The sequence below is a fragment of the Methylobacterium sp. Gmos1 genome (genome assembly GCF_053764715.1).
On sequence record NZ_JBSNCC010000002.1, the window covers coordinates 568,179 to 584,270 of the forward strand.

The 16,092-nt window shown below is 71.0% G+C and carries 15 protein-coding genes and 1 riboswitch; of the genes, 3 read left to right on the forward strand and 12 right to left on the reverse strand.

What is annotated here, in order from left to right; genetic code table 11:
* Positions 1-117: 117 nt before the first annotated feature.
* A complete protein-coding gene (benA, locus tag ACS5PV_RS05830) occupies positions 118-1,446 on the reverse strand; it encodes a benzoate 1,2-dioxygenase large subunit (RefSeq protein WP_455394388.1) in 1,329 nt (442 codons plus the stop codon).
* Positions 1,447-1,712: 266 nt separating this feature from the next.
* On the opposite strand from benA, the gene ACS5PV_RS05835 reads away from it, so the two are divergent.
* Complete coding sequence (locus ACS5PV_RS05835) at positions 1,713-2,621, forward strand: LysR family transcriptional regulator (protein WP_455394389.1); 909 nt, start codon at positions 1,713-1,715, stop codon at positions 2,619-2,621.
* Positions 2,622-2,763: 142 nt separating this feature from the next.
* Here ACS5PV_RS05835 and ACS5PV_RS05840 read toward each other — a convergent pair whose 3' ends face one another.
* The 7 genes from ACS5PV_RS05840 to ACS5PV_RS05870 all read right to left on the reverse strand — a co-directional run bounded on the left by ACS5PV_RS05840 (position 2,764) and on the right by ACS5PV_RS05870 (position 9,387).
* Complete coding sequence (locus tag ACS5PV_RS05840; RefSeq protein WP_455394390.1) at positions 2,764-3,531, reverse strand: SDR family oxidoreductase; 768 nt, start codon at positions 3,529-3,531, stop codon at positions 2,764-2,766.
* Positions 3,528-4,517, reverse strand: coding sequence for an ABC transporter substrate-binding protein (locus ACS5PV_RS05845; protein ID WP_455394391.1), 990 nt, complete (start codon positions 4,515-4,517; stop codon positions 3,528-3,530). Before ACS5PV_RS05845 ends, ACS5PV_RS05840 begins: the two co-directional genes overlap by 4 nt.
* Before the next feature lie 6 nt (positions 4,518-4,523).
* Positions 4,524-5,273 carry an ABC transporter permease gene (locus ACS5PV_RS05850; protein ID WP_455394392.1) on the reverse strand — a complete coding sequence of 250 codons (750 nt, stop codon included), beginning with the start codon at positions 5,271-5,273 and terminating at the stop codon, positions 4,524-4,526.
* Positions 5,270-6,058 (reverse strand): ABC transporter ATP-binding protein, encoded by a 789-nt coding sequence (locus ACS5PV_RS05855; protein WP_455394393.1) that lies wholly within the window; start codon positions 6,056-6,058, stop codon positions 5,270-5,272. The genes ACS5PV_RS05850 and ACS5PV_RS05855 overlap by 4 nt, the downstream gene beginning before the upstream one ends.
* Positions 6,048-7,502: an acyl-CoA reductase gene (locus ACS5PV_RS05860; protein ID WP_455394394.1), complete on the reverse strand. Its 1,455-nt coding sequence runs from the start codon at positions 7,500-7,502 to the stop codon at positions 6,048-6,050. The genes ACS5PV_RS05855 and ACS5PV_RS05860 overlap by 11 nt, the downstream gene beginning before the upstream one ends.
* Positions 7,499-8,626 carry a LuxE/PaaK family acyltransferase gene (locus ACS5PV_RS05865; RefSeq protein WP_455394395.1) on the reverse strand — a complete coding sequence of 376 codons (1,128 nt, stop codon included), beginning with the start codon at positions 8,624-8,626 and terminating at the stop codon, positions 7,499-7,501. Before ACS5PV_RS05865 ends, ACS5PV_RS05860 begins: the two co-directional genes overlap by 4 nt.
* A gap of 48 nt (positions 8,627-8,674) precedes the next feature.
* Positions 8,675-8,773, reverse strand: a riboswitch (TPP riboswitch).
* A 47-nt stretch (positions 8,774-8,820) separates the two neighbouring features.
* Positions 8,821-9,387 (reverse strand): TetR/AcrR family transcriptional regulator, encoded by a 567-nt coding sequence (locus ACS5PV_RS05870; RefSeq protein ID WP_455394464.1) that lies wholly within the window; start codon positions 9,385-9,387, stop codon positions 8,821-8,823.
* 126 nt (positions 9,388-9,513) lie between these two features.
* Here ACS5PV_RS05870 and ACS5PV_RS05875 point away from each other — a divergent pair, with 126 nt between their 5' ends.
* On the forward strand, positions 9,514-9,924 hold the full coding sequence (locus ACS5PV_RS05875; protein WP_455394396.1) for a RidA family protein: 411 nt from the start codon (positions 9,514-9,516) through the stop codon (positions 9,922-9,924).
* 7 nt (positions 9,925-9,931) lie between these two features.
* On the opposite strand, the gene ACS5PV_RS05880 is transcribed toward ACS5PV_RS05875, so the two are convergent.
* Positions 9,932-11,248 (reverse strand): AmpG family muropeptide MFS transporter, encoded by a 1,317-nt coding sequence (locus tag ACS5PV_RS05880; protein ID WP_455394397.1) that lies wholly within the window; start codon positions 11,246-11,248, stop codon positions 9,932-9,934.
* Positions 11,249-11,406: 158 nt separating this feature from the next.
* Between ACS5PV_RS05880 and ACS5PV_RS05885 the strand changes: the two genes are divergently transcribed.
* Positions 11,407-12,258, forward strand: a complete 852-nt coding sequence (locus ACS5PV_RS05885; protein WP_455394398.1) for an oxidoreductase — start codon at positions 11,407-11,409, stop codon at positions 12,256-12,258.
* Positions 12,259-12,526: 268 nt separating this feature from the next.
* Here ACS5PV_RS05885 and ACS5PV_RS05890 read toward each other — a convergent pair whose 3' ends face one another.
* Genes ACS5PV_RS05890 through ACS5PV_RS05900 form a run of 3 tightly spaced genes read right to left on the reverse strand, consistent with a single transcriptional unit; the run spans position 12,527 to position 16,016 of the window.
* The gene (locus tag ACS5PV_RS05890) at positions 12,527-13,555 is read right to left on the reverse strand and encodes a CobW family GTP-binding protein (RefSeq protein ID WP_455394399.1); all 1,029 of its coding nucleotides are present in this window, start codon (positions 13,553-13,555) and stop codon (positions 12,527-12,529) included.
* Complete coding sequence (locus ACS5PV_RS05895) at positions 13,552-15,162, reverse strand: amidohydrolase family protein (RefSeq protein WP_455394400.1); 1,611 nt, start codon at positions 15,160-15,162, stop codon at positions 13,552-13,554. The genes ACS5PV_RS05890 and ACS5PV_RS05895 overlap by 4 nt, the downstream gene beginning before the upstream one ends.
* Before the next feature lie 26 nt (positions 15,163-15,188).
* Complete coding sequence (locus ACS5PV_RS05900; protein WP_455394401.1) at positions 15,189-16,016, reverse strand: ABC transporter permease; 828 nt, start codon at positions 16,014-16,016, stop codon at positions 15,189-15,191.
* Positions 16,017-16,092: the final 76 nt, after the last annotated feature.

The window sequence follows — 16,092 nt, forward strand, 5'->3', positions numbered from 1 at the left end:
GTGCGGGGGCGCTCGGCGCCCCGGAGGGGGCGGCGCCGTCGGTGTTTCGGTTCGGTGGATGAGTCCGGCTCCCGACCCCTCCCCCGCGGAGGGGGAGGGGTCGGAGGGCGGCGCGCCCTACGGCAGGTGCCGCCGCATCGTGTCCATCCAGTAGCGGTGCTGAATCGCGAACAGGCCTTCGTCCTCGGTCTTGGCGCCGCTGAGCAGCGGCTTCAGGCCGATCGCCCGCGCGCCCTCGTCCGCACCCTCGATCCAGTGCTCGGCGCCGCGGCAGAGGTCGTTCCACTGCGCGGCCCGGCCGCGATAGCCGATCTGGCAGGCGCGGAACTCCTCGAGGTCGTCCGGGGTCGCCATGCCGCTGGCGTTGAAGAAGTCCTCGTACTGGCGGATGCGCCGGGTCCGGGCCTCCGGCGCCTCGCCCCGCGGGGCGATGCAGTAGATCGTCACCTCGGTCTTATCGACGGCGATCGGCCGGTAGGTGCGGATCTGCGACGAGAACTGGTCCATCAGGTAGACGTTCGGGTAGAGGCAGAGGTTGCGCGAGCGGCTGATCATCCAGTCCGCCATCGCCTGCCCGTGCTGGTCGGCGAGCTCGCCGCGCCGGTCCCAGTTCGGCCGGTCCTCGGGGTTCGACCAGGTGGTCCAGAGCAAGAGGTGGCCGTGCTCGAACGAGTAGAACCCGCCGCCCTGCTTGGCCCAGCCGCCCGCATCCATGGCGCGGGTCTTGTCGACGACGTGCGATTCCTTGCGCCGGCTGGTGGTGGCGGCGTAGTTCCAGTGCGTCGCGCTGACGTGGTAGCCGTCGGCGCCGTTCTCGGTCTGGAGCTTCCAGTTGCCGTCGTAGACGTAGGTGGAGGAGCCGCGAAGAACCTCGAGCCCGTCCGGCGACTGGTCGACGATCATGTCGATGATGCGCCTGGCTTCGCCGAGATGCTCGGAGAGCGGCTTCACGTCGGGGTTGAGGCTGCCGAACAGGAAGCCGCGGTAGTTCTCGAAGCGTGCCACCTTGGTCAGGTCGTGCGAGCCGTCGCGGTTGAAGCTCTCGGGATAGCCGGCGCCCTCCGGGTCCTTGACCTTCAGGAGCTTGCCGCCGTTGCTGAAGGTCCAGCCGTGGAACGGGCAGGTGAAGGTCGCCTTGTTGCCGCGCTTGTGCCGGCACACCATCGCGCCGCGGTGGCTGCAGGCGTTGACGAAGGCCTGCAACTCGCCCTTGCGGTTGCGGGTGATCACCACCGGCTGGCGGCCCATGAAGGTGGTGAAGTAGTCGTTCGAGTTCGGGATCTGGCTCTCGTGCGCCATGTAGATCCAGTTGCCCTCGAAGATGTGCTGCATCTCCAGCTCGAAGATGTCGGGGTCGGTGAAGATGTCGCGCCGGCAGCGATAGACGCCAGTCTCGGCGTTCTCCTCGACCGCGCCCTCGACCACCTGATGCAGATCTTCCAGCATGACGTTCTCCCTGCCTCACCGGCTGTTCTCAGGACGAGAGGGAGCGTTGCCGGTCCACGCGGTGCGCGGCCGGCTCGGATCTGCCTCTCGTCTTGCACAGGGTGGCAGGGTACTCGCCTGGACTATCCCGTCCCGAGCCCCGCCCGCTCCTGAGCGTTTCCTCTTTCTCCATTTCTAAGGAAGCGGCATAACGAGGTCCAAGACCGATTGGGAACAAAACCATTCCTGACAGGAATGATTGGGCAGGAATGATCGGGGAGGAATGATTGGAGCTGCGCCACCTGCGCTACTTCGTGGCCGTCGCGCGCGAGCAGAGCTTCACCCGCGCCGCCGACCTGATGCACGTCGCCCAGCCGGCGCTGAGCAAGCAGGTGCAGCAATTCGAGGAGGAGTTCGGCCTGGCGCTGATCGAGCGCGGCTCGCGCCCGGTGCGGCTGACCGAGCCGGGCCGGGTGATCTACGAGCAGGCGCTCCAGATCCTGGAGCGGGTCGACGACCTGCGCGAGACCGGCCGGCGCCTGCGGGTCGCCGAGCGCAACAGCTTCCGCATCGGCTTCGTCGCCTCGACCCTCTACGGCCGCCTGCCGGAGATCCTGCGCGGCTACCGGATGAAGCGCCCCGACGTCGACATGACGCTGCTCGAACTGCTCACCCTGGAGCAGATCGCGGCGCTGAAGGAGGGGCGGATCGATGTCGGCTTCGGCCGGGTCGAGATCGAGGATCCGGCGATCACCCGGGTGCTCCTGCGCAACGAGAAGCTGATCGTCGCGGTGCCGATGGCCTGGGACGCCGCGCGCCGGCCGGGCGCCCTGAAGCTGCACGACCTCGCCGACACGGCGCTGATCCTCTATCCGAAGAGCGCGCGGCCCAACAACGCCGACCGCATCCTGGCGCTGTTTCGCGAGCACGGCGTGCGCCCAGCCGTGATCCACGAGGTGCGCGAACTCCAGACCGCGCTCGGATTGGTCGCCGCGGAGGCGGGGGTATGCGTGGTCCCGGCCTCGATCGAGCGCCTGCGCCGCGACGGCGTCGCCTACCGGCCCCTCGACGAGGAGCGGGCGCTGATCCCGGTGATCATGAGCTACCGCAAGAACGATCCCTCGCCGGAGATCGGGCTGATCTTGCAGTGCGTGCGGGAGGATTACGAGCGGGAGGGATTAAGATTTGGGGTGTGAGGATCAGGGGTAATTTTACGACTGTGCGGCTCTCGATTTACAGCCGCAGGTTCCGCGCATTCCCCTCTCCCCGCGGGCGGGGAAGGGAGGAGACCCGCGCCGTATCCGGACTCCGCGGTGCTGGTGCACCCTCCGGCATGGCTCACCCCATCACCAACCCTCCATCGACGTACAACACCTGCCCGGTCACGAACCGGCTGTCCTCGCCGGCGAGGAACAGCACCGGCCCGGCCACGTCCTCCGGCGTCGCGAGGCGGCGCAGCGGCGTCTGGGCGATCAGCGCCTCGCGCACCTCCTCCGGCGTGTCCCGGCTCGCCTCGGTCGGGACGACCAGCCCCGGCGCGACGCAATTGACCCGTACCCCGATCGGACCCAACTCGGCCGCGAGGTTGCGGCTGAAGCCGACGAGCGCCGCCTTGGCGGTGGTGTAGTCGTGGTAGGGGATGCTCGGGCGCGCCACGAGGTCGCTCGCCAGGTTGACGATGGCGCCCCCGCTGCGCCGGGTCATCAGCGGCAGCATGGCTTGAACCACGGTGTAGGCCGCCCGCACCGCCCCGTCGAACTGGCGCTGGTAGGATTCCCACGGCATAGCGCGAAAGCGCACCCGATGGTCGGGGTCGAAGCGGTAGGGCGAAAAGGCGTTGTTGACGACCGCGTCGAGGCGACCGACCTCGTCGGTGATCCGCGCGGCGAGCCCCGCCACCGCAACCGGGTCGGTCACGTCGGCGGCGACTGCGAGCGCCTGCCCGCCGAGCGCCCGGCATCGTTCCGCCACCGCCTCGGCGGCGGCCCCGTTCTCGCGGTAATTGACGATCACGAGGCCGCCCTCGGTGGCGAACGCCGTGGCGATCGCCGCGCCGATGCCGCGGCTCGCGCCGGTGACCAGGATCGCGCGGTCGCGGAACCTCACGGCGTGGCGTCCTTGCCGGGGATCAGGTCGCTCTTCACCACCTGGCCCATGTCGAGGGGGCGGGTGACGAGGCCGAGGCTGCGGAACTGGTCGGCGCCCTGTTGCAGCACCGGGAGGTCGAAATGGCCCAGACCCTCCAGCTCGGTGGTCGGCGACACGCTCGACGCGTTGCGCAGGCGGATCACCTCGCGGTTGATCGCCTCGTCGCGGCCGTTGATCGCCCGGGTGACGGCGAGCCGCGCCGCCTCGTCGGGCTTGGCGATCATCCAGGCGGCGGAATCGCGGTAGGCCGCGAGGAAGCGCTTCAAGAGCGGCTTCTTTGCTTCGTAGTCCTTGCGCGTCACCACGAAGATGTCGCTGGGCAGGTTCAGGTGGTCGCGCACCTCGATCACGTCGACCTCGCCGAGGCCCTTGGCGCGGCCGACGAGGAGCCCCGTATCGGTGGCCGCCGTCGCGTCGACCTGGCCCTGGATCAGGGGGGCGAAGTTGAGGAGGCCGGTGACCTCGACCGTCACGTCGCTCTCCTTCAGCCCGGCCCCGGCGAGGAGCAGCAGCAGGTGCTGGCGCGTGCCGCTCGCCAGGCTGTAGACGCCGACGCGCTTGCCCTTGAGGTCGGCGACCGAGCGGATGCCGCGGGACTTCGGCGCGACGACGTTGAACACGTTCTGCGGGTAGATGTTGTAGATCGCCACCAGGTCCGCCCCCTTGTCGAGAGCGAGGTAGAGCGAGGCCGGGTCGGTGAAGGCGATGTCGGCTTGCCCTGAGAGCAGCGCCTGGATCGCCGAGCCGCCGCCGTTGCCCGGCACGTAGTCGAGTGCGATGCCGCGGGCCTTGAACAGGCCGTGATCGGGCTCGGCGAGCAGGTTGGTGATCTCGCTGATCGGCTGGCTCCAGCCGCCGACGGTGAACTTGTCGAGGGTCTGCGCCAGGGCCGGGGAGCCGAGACAGGCGAGGGCGAGGAGAACGAGGAGGCGGAGTGCGCGCATGGTGGGTCAACCTCTGGCGTAGCGGCGCAGGATCAGGAACTCGAGCCCCCGTGCGGCCTCGTAGACGGCCATCCCGAGGGCGGTGATGACCACGAACAGGGCGACGATCAGGCTCGAATCCATCGTGCTCTGGGCGGCGATGATCGAGGCGCCGAGGCCCTGGCGCCCCCCGACGAACTCGCCCACCACCGCGCCGACGAGCGCGAGCACGATGGCGACGCGAAAGCCCGCCAGGACCACCGGCAGGGCGGTGGGCAGCTTCAGGCGCAGGAGGGTCTGCGCGCGGCCCGCCCCGAGCATCCGAAAGAGTTCGCGCTGGCCGGGCTCGACCTGGGCGAGGCCCGTCAGCGTGTTCTCGAACAGCGGGAAGAAGCAGATGAGCGCCGTGATCACCACGGTCGGCGTCAGGCCGAAGCCGAACCACAGGATCAGCAGCGGGCCGAGCGCCAGCTTCGGCACCAGCTGGCTCGCCAGCACGTAGGGGCGCAGCACCCGGTGCAGCGCCGGCCACTCGCCGAGCAGGATCCCGGCGCCGAGGCCGAGGACCGTGCCGGCGAGGAGGCCGAGCGCCATCTCGGTCACGGTGACGCGCAGGTGCGGCCAGAGCCGGCCCGACGCCACCTCGCCCCACAGCGTCCCGGCGACGGCGGAGGGGGCGGGCAGGACGAGGGGCGAGACGGCGCCGGACCGGCACCACGCCTCCCAGGCGCCGAGCAAGGCGGCGAGCAGCAGGGCGGAGGCGAGCCGGGTCCTCACGCCGCCCGCCCGATCGCCGGGGAGGGGCCGTCCGAGGATCCATCCATGACCGCGCGCAGCGCCCGGCACACCGCCCCGAAGGCGGGCTCGTAGCGGATCCCCGGCGGCCGGGGCCGCGGCAGCGGCACCGCGCCCTCGTGCACGAGGCGCCCGGCCGCCATCACGCCGACCCGGTCGCCGAGATAGGCCGCCTCGGCGATGTCGTGGGTGACGAAGAGCGCCGCGGTGCCGCGCGAGGCGCACAGGCGCAGGAGGTCGTCCTGCAACTCCTCGCGGGTCAGCGCGTCGAGGGCGGCGAAGGGCTCGTCGAGGAGGAGCAGGTCCGGCCCGGTCACCAGCGCCCGGGCCATCGCGACCCGGCTCTGCTGCCCGCCCGACAGGGCGGCGGGGCGACGCTCCGTCAGGTCGCCGAGGCCCATGGCGGCCAGGAGATCGCGGGCGCCCGCCCGGTCGGACGCCCGAGGCCGGCGCTTGAGCGAGACCGGCAGAAGCACGTTGTCGAGGGCCGAGAGCCAGGCGAGGAGTGTCGGGGCCTGGAACACGAAGCCGACGCCGGGGGCCGGGCCGCGCACCGGCTCCCCGCCGATCCGCACCGTGCCGGCATCCGGCGCCAGGAGCCCGGCGGCGAGCTTCAGCAGGGTGGTCTTGCCGCAGCCGCTGCGCCCGAGCAGGCAGTGGATCGCTCCGCGGGGAATCGCCCAGTCGACGCCCGCGACGGTGTCGCCGGGATCGCCGGGGAAGCGGTAGCGCACGCCGTCGAGGGCGAGATGGGCGTCAATCGGCATAGGGCGCGAAGCCTTCCGCCGCGGCCTCGGCGCTCGCCTCGATCTCCGTCATCGTGACGAGGTCGAGCAGGCTGAAGCGGCCGTCATGGTGCCAGCCGGCCTCCGGCGCGGTCATCCGGCCGATCGCGGTGATCCGGGTGACGCCGACCGCCGCCAGATCCTCCGCGAGGGAGAACAGCCGCGCCGGGGCGGCGGCGATGCCGGCGCTCTGGAGGTACGCGCGGTGCGGCGCCACCAGGGCCGCCACGTCCGACAGGGCGTCGACCGCCACCAAAGCCACGCTGCGGTTGAGGCCGGACGGGCTCAAGCTCGCGGGAGCATCGAGCACGACGACGCTCCACGGATCGGAGGGATCGCCGAGCAGCGTCGCGCCCCCGTCGAGGGTCCGCATCTCGTGGGCGCTGCGCCAAGCCGCGATGGCCGAGGATTCGCCCGCGTCGAGCCGCCGGCGCGGGTGGCGGCTCGCGAGCGCCGAGAGCTCGTGGGCGAGGTAGCGGGCGAACTCGTCCGGCGCGACCGGACCGCCGCGCTCGACGAACAGCATCTGCGGCGCGTAGCAGCCCTGCTGCTCGTAGCGCACGACGTCGTGGGCGGCGAGCCGCGCCAGCGGCCCGGCGCGGCGGCTGTCGAGCGCCTCGCGGGCGACCATCGCGAAGCCGATGCGATGGCCGTGCGGCAGGAACCGGGCCGTGACCGGCACCCTGGCGCGCAACGCGGACAGCGTCTCGTTGCCGCCATAGGCCATGACGCAATCGGCCTGACCCAGGAAGGCGGCCTCCGCCCCGCCTTCTCCGCCCTTCCACCAGGTCACCGCCAGGCACTCGCCGAGCTCGGGGTCGGCTTGCGCGATCAGATGCGCGAACCAGCCCACGGTCAGCGGCTCGGCGGAGGCGAGCTTGCCGATGCTGCCGGCCTTGACCAGCAGCCCCGAGACGAGGCTCCACAGCGGCAGGGCCGGGACGTTGCCGGCCCAGACGTGGAGCAGCAGGTCGGGCGCCGTCGCCCGCACGAACCCGCCCTTCACCGCCGGCTGGAAGCCGTCGAGCACGGCGGGATTGGAAAAATCCTCGGCGAGGAAGCGCATGAGCTGCGGCCGCCGGAAGGTCTTCAGGTAGCTCGACAGGCCGAGCCGCACCGTCTCGCGGTCGTAGCCGGTGACGACCGGCAGGAGTGCTTCCGCCTTGCGGCGCAACGGATGGGCGCGGTCGAGCAGGCAGGCGCTCGCCCGGTCGATCGCCGCGACGACCCGGGCGGTCTCCATGCGCTTGAGAGTGTCGCGAGCGCGGGCGCGGATGTGCCCGCACAGGGCCGCCGCCTGGGCCGCGTCGAGGTCCGGCAGCGCCACCGCGACGGTCTCGCCCCAGGCGCGGTGCTCGACGACGCGCCGGCCGATGCTCTCGGCGGGGATCCCCGGCAGGTGGCCGGCCTGCTCCACGATGGTCATCCCTGGGCGGCGGCCAGGAACTCGGCCACCGCCACCGAGCAGCCGCGCGAGGCCGAGCCCTCGACCCGGCCGAGGAGCTTGAAGCCGCCCGGCGCGATCACCCCGGCATCCTCGGTCAGGATCGCCGAGACGGAGTTGAAGTGCGCGAGGTCGTGGTGGACCAGCACGCCGGTCTCGCCTTCGGGCAGGTCCTGGCCGGTGAGCGGATCGACGACGCGGCTGCGGATCCAGTGCGGGCCGGACTTCACCGGCGGGCAGACCGCGTTGCCGTCATCGTAGAACTGGGTGCTCAGCTCGGTCATGCCGTACATGTTGAGGCAGTCGCTGCGCGACACGCCGAAGGCCGCCGAGAGCCCGTCGTAGAACGCGTCCGGCTCGATCTCGCGCGACTGGCCCTTGAAGCCGCCGGTGTCGAACAGGAAGCTTCCCGCCGGCAGGGCGAAGCGGCGGCCCTGCGCGCTCAGCGCGTCCATCACCGGCACGAAGGCGTAGGTCGCGCCGAGCAGCGCGATCGGCTCGCCCGACGCCTCGGCCTGACCGAGCGCCGTCAGCAGCGCGTCGAGGTCGAGCCCGCCGGGGCCGACGAAGACCGCGCTGTCGTCCGTGCCGAAATGCGCCTTTGCCAGCGCCAGGTAATGGGCGAGGGAGGAATTCGGCAGCGCCGCCTCGTCCGGGAACAGGATCCCCATCCGGATCTTCTCCCGCCCCCGCATGATCCGGGCGGCGAAGCCCTTCAGCATCGAGGCGTCGTAGACCTGAAGCGTCGGGTGGTAGCTGCGGCCCCGCCCGCTCCCGGTCGTGCCGCTCGTCATGAACACCCGCTCGGCCTCGTCGGCTAAGCAGCAGCTCAAGGTGAGGTCCTTGAACGCCTTGATCGGTACCGCCGGGACGTCGCGCCAGCGCCGCACGGTGAGCGGCGTGCGCCCGCGCTGTTGCGCGAAGCGGCGATAGGGGGCGTTGTGGGCGAACTGGTAGGCGAAGACCCGCAGGGCCAGCGCCTCGAACTCGGCCTCGGTCGCGCCGGGACGTCCGATGAAATCGAGGAGCGCCCCGACGATCTCCGCTTGCGACATCACGGCCACCTCGCGCCCCTCCCGGGCGACGGGCAGTCCGGCGGAGATCATGCGCGAAAGGACGGCTGGATCGGCCCTTGCGGCCGTGCCGGTCCCGCATCCCTACGCCGGCATGACCCGGATCAGGTTCATAGGGTCACCGCGGCGCCCGGACGGGTCCGGACCGGCGGAATCTCAGCCTCCTCGCGAGGCCCCCCTGGGAGCCGGGGACAGTGCGGGGCGCGGGGGCGGGTGTCAAGTTGGGCTCAAGCCCGCGCCAACCCCTCCGCCAGCCGCCCGAACGCGTCGAGCGCCTTCGCCAGCGTCGCCTCCGGCGCCTCCGACGCCGCGACCCAGAGGGCGGCGTGCAGGGAGGCGCCGTTGAGGAGCCGCGCGGCGGCCTCCGCGTCCACCGGGGGGATCGCCCCGTCGGCGACGAGGGCCCGGATGCGCCGGGTCGTCTCGGCGAGGCAGGCATTCTGGCTCGGCCACAGCGACGGGTCACCCAGCACCGCCGGGCCGTCGAGGAGCAGGATGCGCTGGATCTCCGGCTCCAGCGCCATCTCGATATAGGCCCGGTACTCGTCGAGGAGGCCGCGCCAGGGATCGGAGGCCCGCTCGCCGACGACGCGAAGGCGGGCCGCCATCTCGGCGTCGATCCGCTCGATCACCGCCTGGAGCAGCCCCTTCTTGTCGCCGAAATTGTGATAGAGCGCGCCCCGCGTCAGCCCGGCCGCGGCGGTCAGATCGTCCATCGAGGCGGCCGCGAAGCCCTTCTCGGCGAAGGCCGTTCGGGCGGCCTGGATCAGCTTCTCCCGCGTCTCCTCCATCATCTGCGCGCGTCGCCCGGCCACCCCGCCCCTCCATTCCTCGACATACGTCACGTATGCGAATTGACATACGGCGCGTATCCATGCTCTTTCGCATACGTTCCGTATCTCAATTCGAGGCAGCGATCCATGGCCCAGGTTCACCCGAAGCGCGACGCCGTCTTCCCGCCCGGCCGGCAGGCCCTCTACGACAAGCACCGCTACTCGGCGGCGATCCGCTCCGGCGACCTGCTGTTCGTCTCCGGCCAGGTCGGCAGCCGCGAGGACGGCTCGCCGGAGCCCGATTTCGAGGCGCAGGTCGCGCTCGCCTTCGCGCGGCTCGCGGCTGTGCTCGCGGCGGCGGGCTGCACCTTCGACGACGTCGTCGACGTGACGACCTTCCACACCGACCCGGCGGCGCAGTTCGACGCGGTGATGCGGGTGCGCGACAGCGTGATCGGGGAGGCGCCCTATCCGAACTGGACTGCGGTCGGCGTGACCTGGCTCGCGGGCTTCGACTTCGAGATCAAGGCGATCGCCCGCATCCCCGGCACCGCCTGACCCGGGTTCAGGGTTTCGCCGGCGCCTCGTCGGAGATGCCGACCTTGGCCCAGACGTAGACGGCGAGCAGCGCCACCGGCACGCCGATGAGCGAGGTCAGGACGAAGAACAGGGGAAATCCCGTCCGCTCGACGATGAAGCCGGAGAAGCCGGCGAGCACGCTGCCGGGAAAGGCGCAGAGCGAGGTCAGGAGCCCGAACTGGCTCGCCGCGTGCTCGGTCGAGGCCAGCGTCGACATGTAGGTGATGAGCACCACCGACGCGAAGGCGTAGGCGAAGCCGTCGATGCCGACGGTGACGGCGAAGGTCCAGAAGGCCTGGCCGCCGTCGCCGCCATGCGCCGCCAGGTAGGCGAGGCTCAGATGCGAGGCCGAGGCCGCGACGGTGCCGATGAGGAGGCTCGGCAGCATGCCGATCCGCGGGATCAGCGCGCCGGCGAGGAAGGTGCCGCCGAGGCCGATCCAGAAGCCGAACAGCTTGGTGACGGTGGCGATGTCGGTGTTGGAGAAGCCTTGGTGCTTGAACAGCGGCACCGCCATCGCGGTCGCGACGTAGCCCGGCATGCGAAAGCCCGCGACCAGCAGCAGGATTACCGGCGCCATCGGGCCGAGGCGGGAGAGAAGGTCGCGGATCGGCGCCCAGACCGTGTCGACGAGGCCGGCGCGGGGCGGACGGGGCGCCTTGTCCGAGGGCGGCTCGGGGGCGAACACGGCGGCGACCATGCCGACCAGCATCAGCGCGCCCATGACGAGGTAGGCGCCGCGCCAGCCGATCCGGTCGGCGAGCAGCAGCGCGCCGGCGCCCGCCGCGAGGTTGCCGATGCGCCAGCCGATCTCGGTCCAGGAGGACAGCACCGCCTGCTTCTCGGGCGGCCGCACGCTGGTGATGCGCCAGCCGTCGATGACGAGGTCGAGGGTCGCGCCGGCAAATCCCAGCGCCACCGAGAAGGCGATCGTCCAGGCGAGCCAGTGCGCCGGGTCGCCGAAGGCGATGCCGGCGAGCATCGCCATGACGGCCGCTTGCGCCACCACGATCCAGCCGCGCCGCCGGCCGAGGCGCGCCCCGAGGAGCGGCGGGTCGTAGCGGTCGAGGAACGGCGCCCACAGGAACTTGAACTTGTAGGCCAGCGTCATCTCGCTCAGGAGCCCGATCAGGGCGATCGAGATCCCGGCGTCGGAGAGCCACGCGGCCTGCGTTCCGTAGACGAGCAGGAACGGGATGCCGGAGGTGAAGCCGAGGCCGAGCGCCGGCGCGATCCGCCGGTCGGTGAACAACGCCGACCAGAACGGCTCTCTCTCGGGGGACGTCACGGCCGGCGCGGTCATGCTCGCTCGCGTCTGCTGGCCCCGGTCGGGGCGGAGGTTCCGACAACTTGGCTTTAACCGGCGGGTGGGGCGGCCGTTCCGGCGGAACCCGCGCCGCGTGTCCCGCGATGGTGCCGACGATCGGCCGTCGCCCGGCCGCCTCTGCGGGAATTTCCGACATGACGCAGACATCGACGCCCGTCTGGCTCATCACCGGCTGCTCCACCGGCTTCGGCCGCGAACTCGCCCGGCTCGTCCTCGCCCGCGGCTGGCGCGCGGTTGTGACGGCCCGTGACGCCGCCCGCGTCGCCGACCTCGCCGCCGGGGCGGAGGACCGGACCCTGGCGCTCCCCCTCGACGTGACGAAGTCCGATCAGGTCACCGCGGCGGTGGCGCAGGCGCGCGATCGGTTCGGCCGCATCGACGTCCTCGTCAACAATGCCGGTTACGGCTACCAGGCCCCGGTCGAGGAGGGCGAGGAGGACAAGATCCGCGCCCAGTTCGACGCCAACGTGTTCGGGCTCTTCGCCCTCACCCGCGCGGTGCTGCCGGTGATGCGCGCTCAGAAGAGTGGGCACGTCATCAACATCACCTCGGTCGCCGGGCTGATCGGGTTTCCCGGCTCGGGCTACTACGCGGCGACCAAGCACGCGGTCGAGGGCTGGTCGGACGCGCTGGCGGCGGAAGTCGGGCCCCTGGGAATACGGGTCACCTGCGTCGAGCCGGGGCCGTTCCGCACCGACTGGGCCGGCCGCTCGCTGGTGCAGACCGTGAGCCGCATCGCCGACTACGCCGAGACCGCCGGCGCCCGCATGAAGGCCACCGCGGAGATCAGCGGCACCCAGGCCGGCGACCCGGTCCGCGCCGCCGAGGCGATGATCCGGCTGACCGAGAGTGCGTCGCCGCCGCGCCACCTGGTGCTCGGTGCCTTCGGCTTCAAGGCGGTGACCGAACGGCTGCGGGCGCGGCTGAAGGAGATCGAGGCGTCGGAGGCGGTGAGCCGCGGGGCGGATTACCCGGCGGGGGAGTGATATTGTCTCCGCCTGATCTGCTCCTGCGAAGATAAAGCACGTCTCCCCTCTCCCGAGTGGGAGAGGGGCCGGGGGTGAGGGTGCTACGCTTCAGTATAAAGCTGTGACCGTCGAGCTGCGCAGCTCGACGGTCTGTGACTTACCCTGATCCCGAGCCACCCTCACCCCTACCCCTCTCCCAAACGGGAGAGGGGATCCCGCGTTTTATTTTTATTGGCGGAGATCAAGGAAACGCGGTTCGACTCGTCGACGTTCGTCGTTCAGTCTCTCAACCCCGCACCACCTCCGCCCGCGGCACCCCCGCCCCCGCCCGCACGAACGGGTTGTCCGGCACCCGCGGCGTGAAGCGGAACAGACCGGCGGGCGTCACGCCCTCCAGTTCCCCCGCCGCCAGATCGCGGGCGATCACCACCACGAACGGCGCCGCGCCTTCCTCGGGCCGGCCGAAGGGCCGCGGACGCGAGAACAGCGTGCCGACGCTCTCGACCAGCAAGGGCCGGTCCGCCTCGACGACCCGCACCAGGCCCTTGAGCCGCAGCAGGCGCTCGCCGAGATGGCCGGCGAGGTTGTCGAGCCAGGCCGCGAGATCGTCGTAGGGGAGGGGGGCGACGGGCCGGGCGAGCCAGACCGCGACACGGGGATGGGTGCCGGCGGGCTCGGCCTGGAGAAGGACCGGATCGAGGCCGGCGCCGGGCAGGGGCGCGAAGGCCGCCGCGACTGCGGCAGCGCGGTCGGGACCGGCCACGATCTCGGCGAGCGGGTTCAGGCCCGCGATCTCGGCTCTCGCCTGCGGGAGGCGATCGTGCGGCGCGGCGTCGAGCTTGGTCAGGACGATGCGGTGGGCCGCGGCCCATTGCGCCGCGGCCTCCTCGAACCCTCCGGTCTCGGGCCCGCGCAGCGCGTCGTAGGTGGCCAGCACCGAGACCCGCATCGGGAACCCGGCGAGGCTCGCGAGCTGCCGCAGGACCGGGCCGGGCTTCGACAGGCCGCTCGTCTCCAGCACGATCCGTCTGAGCGGCCCCGACGCCTCCGGCCGCTCGGCGGCGAGCAGCGCCTCGACGGTGCGGGCGAGGTCGCTGGTCATCTGGCAGCAGACGCAGCCATTCGCCAGCATCGTCATCGGCACGTCACCCCCGCTCTCGCGCAGGATCAGCCCGTCGAGGCCGATCTCGCCGGCCTCGTTGACGATGATCGCGGTGTCGGCCGCCTCGGGGAGGCCGAGGTAATCGCGCAAGAGCGTCGTCTTCCCCGAGCCGAGGAAGCCGGTGAGGACGACGAAGTCGAGGACGTCGCTCACGGCGCCGCCTGTTGCGGGGCCGCGTACTTCGCCGGCACCGCCTCGTCCCAGGTCGCCTTGACCAGCGCGCGCACGTCGGCGAGCAGCTCGGCGGTGTCGTAGATCACCCCGTCCTTGATCGTGTATTTCAGGCCCCGGTGCCAGGTGGCGCCGTTCGTCGCCTCGTCGAGGCGCAGCGCGCCGGTGCCGTAGAGCAGCTTGAAGTCGGTGAGCGGGTTGTGGTCGTGGACGAGCAGGTCGGCGCGCTTGCCGACCTCGACCGTGCCGATCTCGTCCTCGAGCCCGCACAGGGCGGCGCCTTGCGAGGTCGCGGCGCGCACCACCTCCAGCGGGTGGAAGCCCGCCTCCTGCAACAGCTCCAGCTCGCGGATGTAGCCGAAGCCGAAGATCTGGTAGATGAACCCCGAATCCGAGCCGGCGCAGACCCGGCCGCCGCGGTTCTTGTACTCGTTGATGAAGGCCATCCAGAGCCGGTAGTTCTCCTTCCACTCGATCTCGTTCTGGGTCGACCAGCGATACCAGTACGAGCCGTGGCCGCCGCGCTGCGGCGTGAAGTAGTCCCACATCGACTTCCAGGTGTACTCCTTGTGCCAGTCGGCCTGGCGCGCCCGCATCAGGTCGCGGTTGGCGTCGTAGATCGTGAAGGTCGGCACGAAGGTGAAGCCGAGCTCCAGGAACCGCTCCAGGGTCTCGTTCCACTTTCTGGAGCCCGGCTCCGCGCCCTGGCGGAACATCTGCCCGGAGACCGAGAAGCGGAAATACTCGTCGTTGTAGTCGTAATCGAGCGGGAAGTTCTGCACCACCCGGTCCTCGAACAGCGCCTCGGGCAGGCCGTAATAGTGCTCGGCGCTGGTCAGGCCCCAGCCGGCGGTGGTGAGCGCGTTCATCCGCGTCACCGCCATCTGGGCGTGGTGGCAGCCGGACCGGAGCCCGAGCTTGCCGCATTCGTCCAGCGCCGCCTCCATGATCGCGGGCGGGGCCCCGAAGAACTTCACCCCGTCGGCGCCGCGCTCCTTGAGCTTTCTGAGCCACGCCCGCCCCTCGTCCGGCGTGTGGATCAGCTTCAGCATGTCGTTGACGGCCGGGAAGTAGCTGTAGGCGAGGAGCCGCGGCGCCGCGATCTCGTTGGCTTCCGCGCGCTTCTTCTGGTCGAGCATCCAGTCGAGGCCGTTGAACGAGCCCATCTCGCGCACGGTCGTCACGCCGTGGGCGAGCCAGAGCTTGTAGACGTACTCGACCGGCGGCACCCAGCCGTTGGCGGCATGATAGGCGACGCCCGCGTGCGCGTGGCAATCGACGAAGCCGGGCGTCACCCATTTCCCCCGGCAATCGATCTCGTGGTCGCCGGGAGCCGGGCGGTTGGCGTTCGTCGCGAGGTTGCCGGTGACCTTCTTCAGCTGCACGATGCGGCCGTTCTCGACCACGATGTCGGTCGGGCCGATCGGCGGCGCGCCGGTGCCGTCGATGACGGTGGCGCCGCGCAGCACCAGGCGCCTGTGCGGCCCGATCCCGCGGTCGCGGGAGGTCGACGGCACCAGGGGCGGCTGGCCGGCCTTGGCCCGCTCGGCGGCGAGCTCGTTGCCGGCGAGGATGGGGGTTTCTGTCATGGTGTCCTCCCGTCTTGTTTTTGGCATTAGCGGGCATAGCGGCGGCCGAGGAGCGCGGTGCCGAGCACCGTCAGCACCAGGGTCGCGGCGAGCAGGATGAAGGCGAGCGCCGCGCCGAACGGCCAGTTCATGCCGCGCGAGAACTGGTCGTAGACGGCCGGCGCCATCATCTTGAACTGCGAGCCGCCGAGCAGCACCGCGGTCGCGTAGGTGTTCATGCACAGGATGAAGACGAGGACGCAGCCCGCCACCGTGCCGGGCAGCGCCAGCGGCCACACCACCCGGCGAAACACCGTGAAGCCGCTGGCGCCGAGATTGGCCGCCGCCTCCTCGACCGCCCGCGGGATGCTCTCGATCACCGAGGACAGGGTCAGGATCATGTAGGGCAGCACCACCGCGACCGTCCCGATCGCCACCGCGCCCGGGGTGTAGATCAGTTGCAGCGGCTGCGAGATCACGCCGAGGCCGCGCAAGCTCGCGTTGATGAGCCCGTCATTGCCGAGCAACCCGAGCCAGCCCGCGGCGCGCACGACATTGCCGACCAGCAGCGGAATCAGGGTGAGGACGGTGACGAGGCTCTTCCAGCGGCTCTCCATCCGGGCGAGCCGGTAGGCCGCCGGGAAGCCGAGCGCCAGGGTCAGCGCCGTGCAGGCGAAGGCCATGAGGAGTGTCGTGCCCATCACGCCGCGATAGTACGGGTCGGAGACGGCGGCGAGGTAGTTCTGCGCCGTGGTCGCCTCGATCATCAGCTGCGTCGCGCTGTACTGGTTGAGCGAGATGCGCGCGAGCAGCACCATCGGGCCGACCAGCAGCGCGGCGACGACGAGAACGGCCGGCAGGATGAGGGCGAACACGGTGGACCTTCGGATTGCGAATTCTTTGATGGCTGGCGAATGGGGTTTGGCCCTCACCTCTCCACCTCACAGGGTC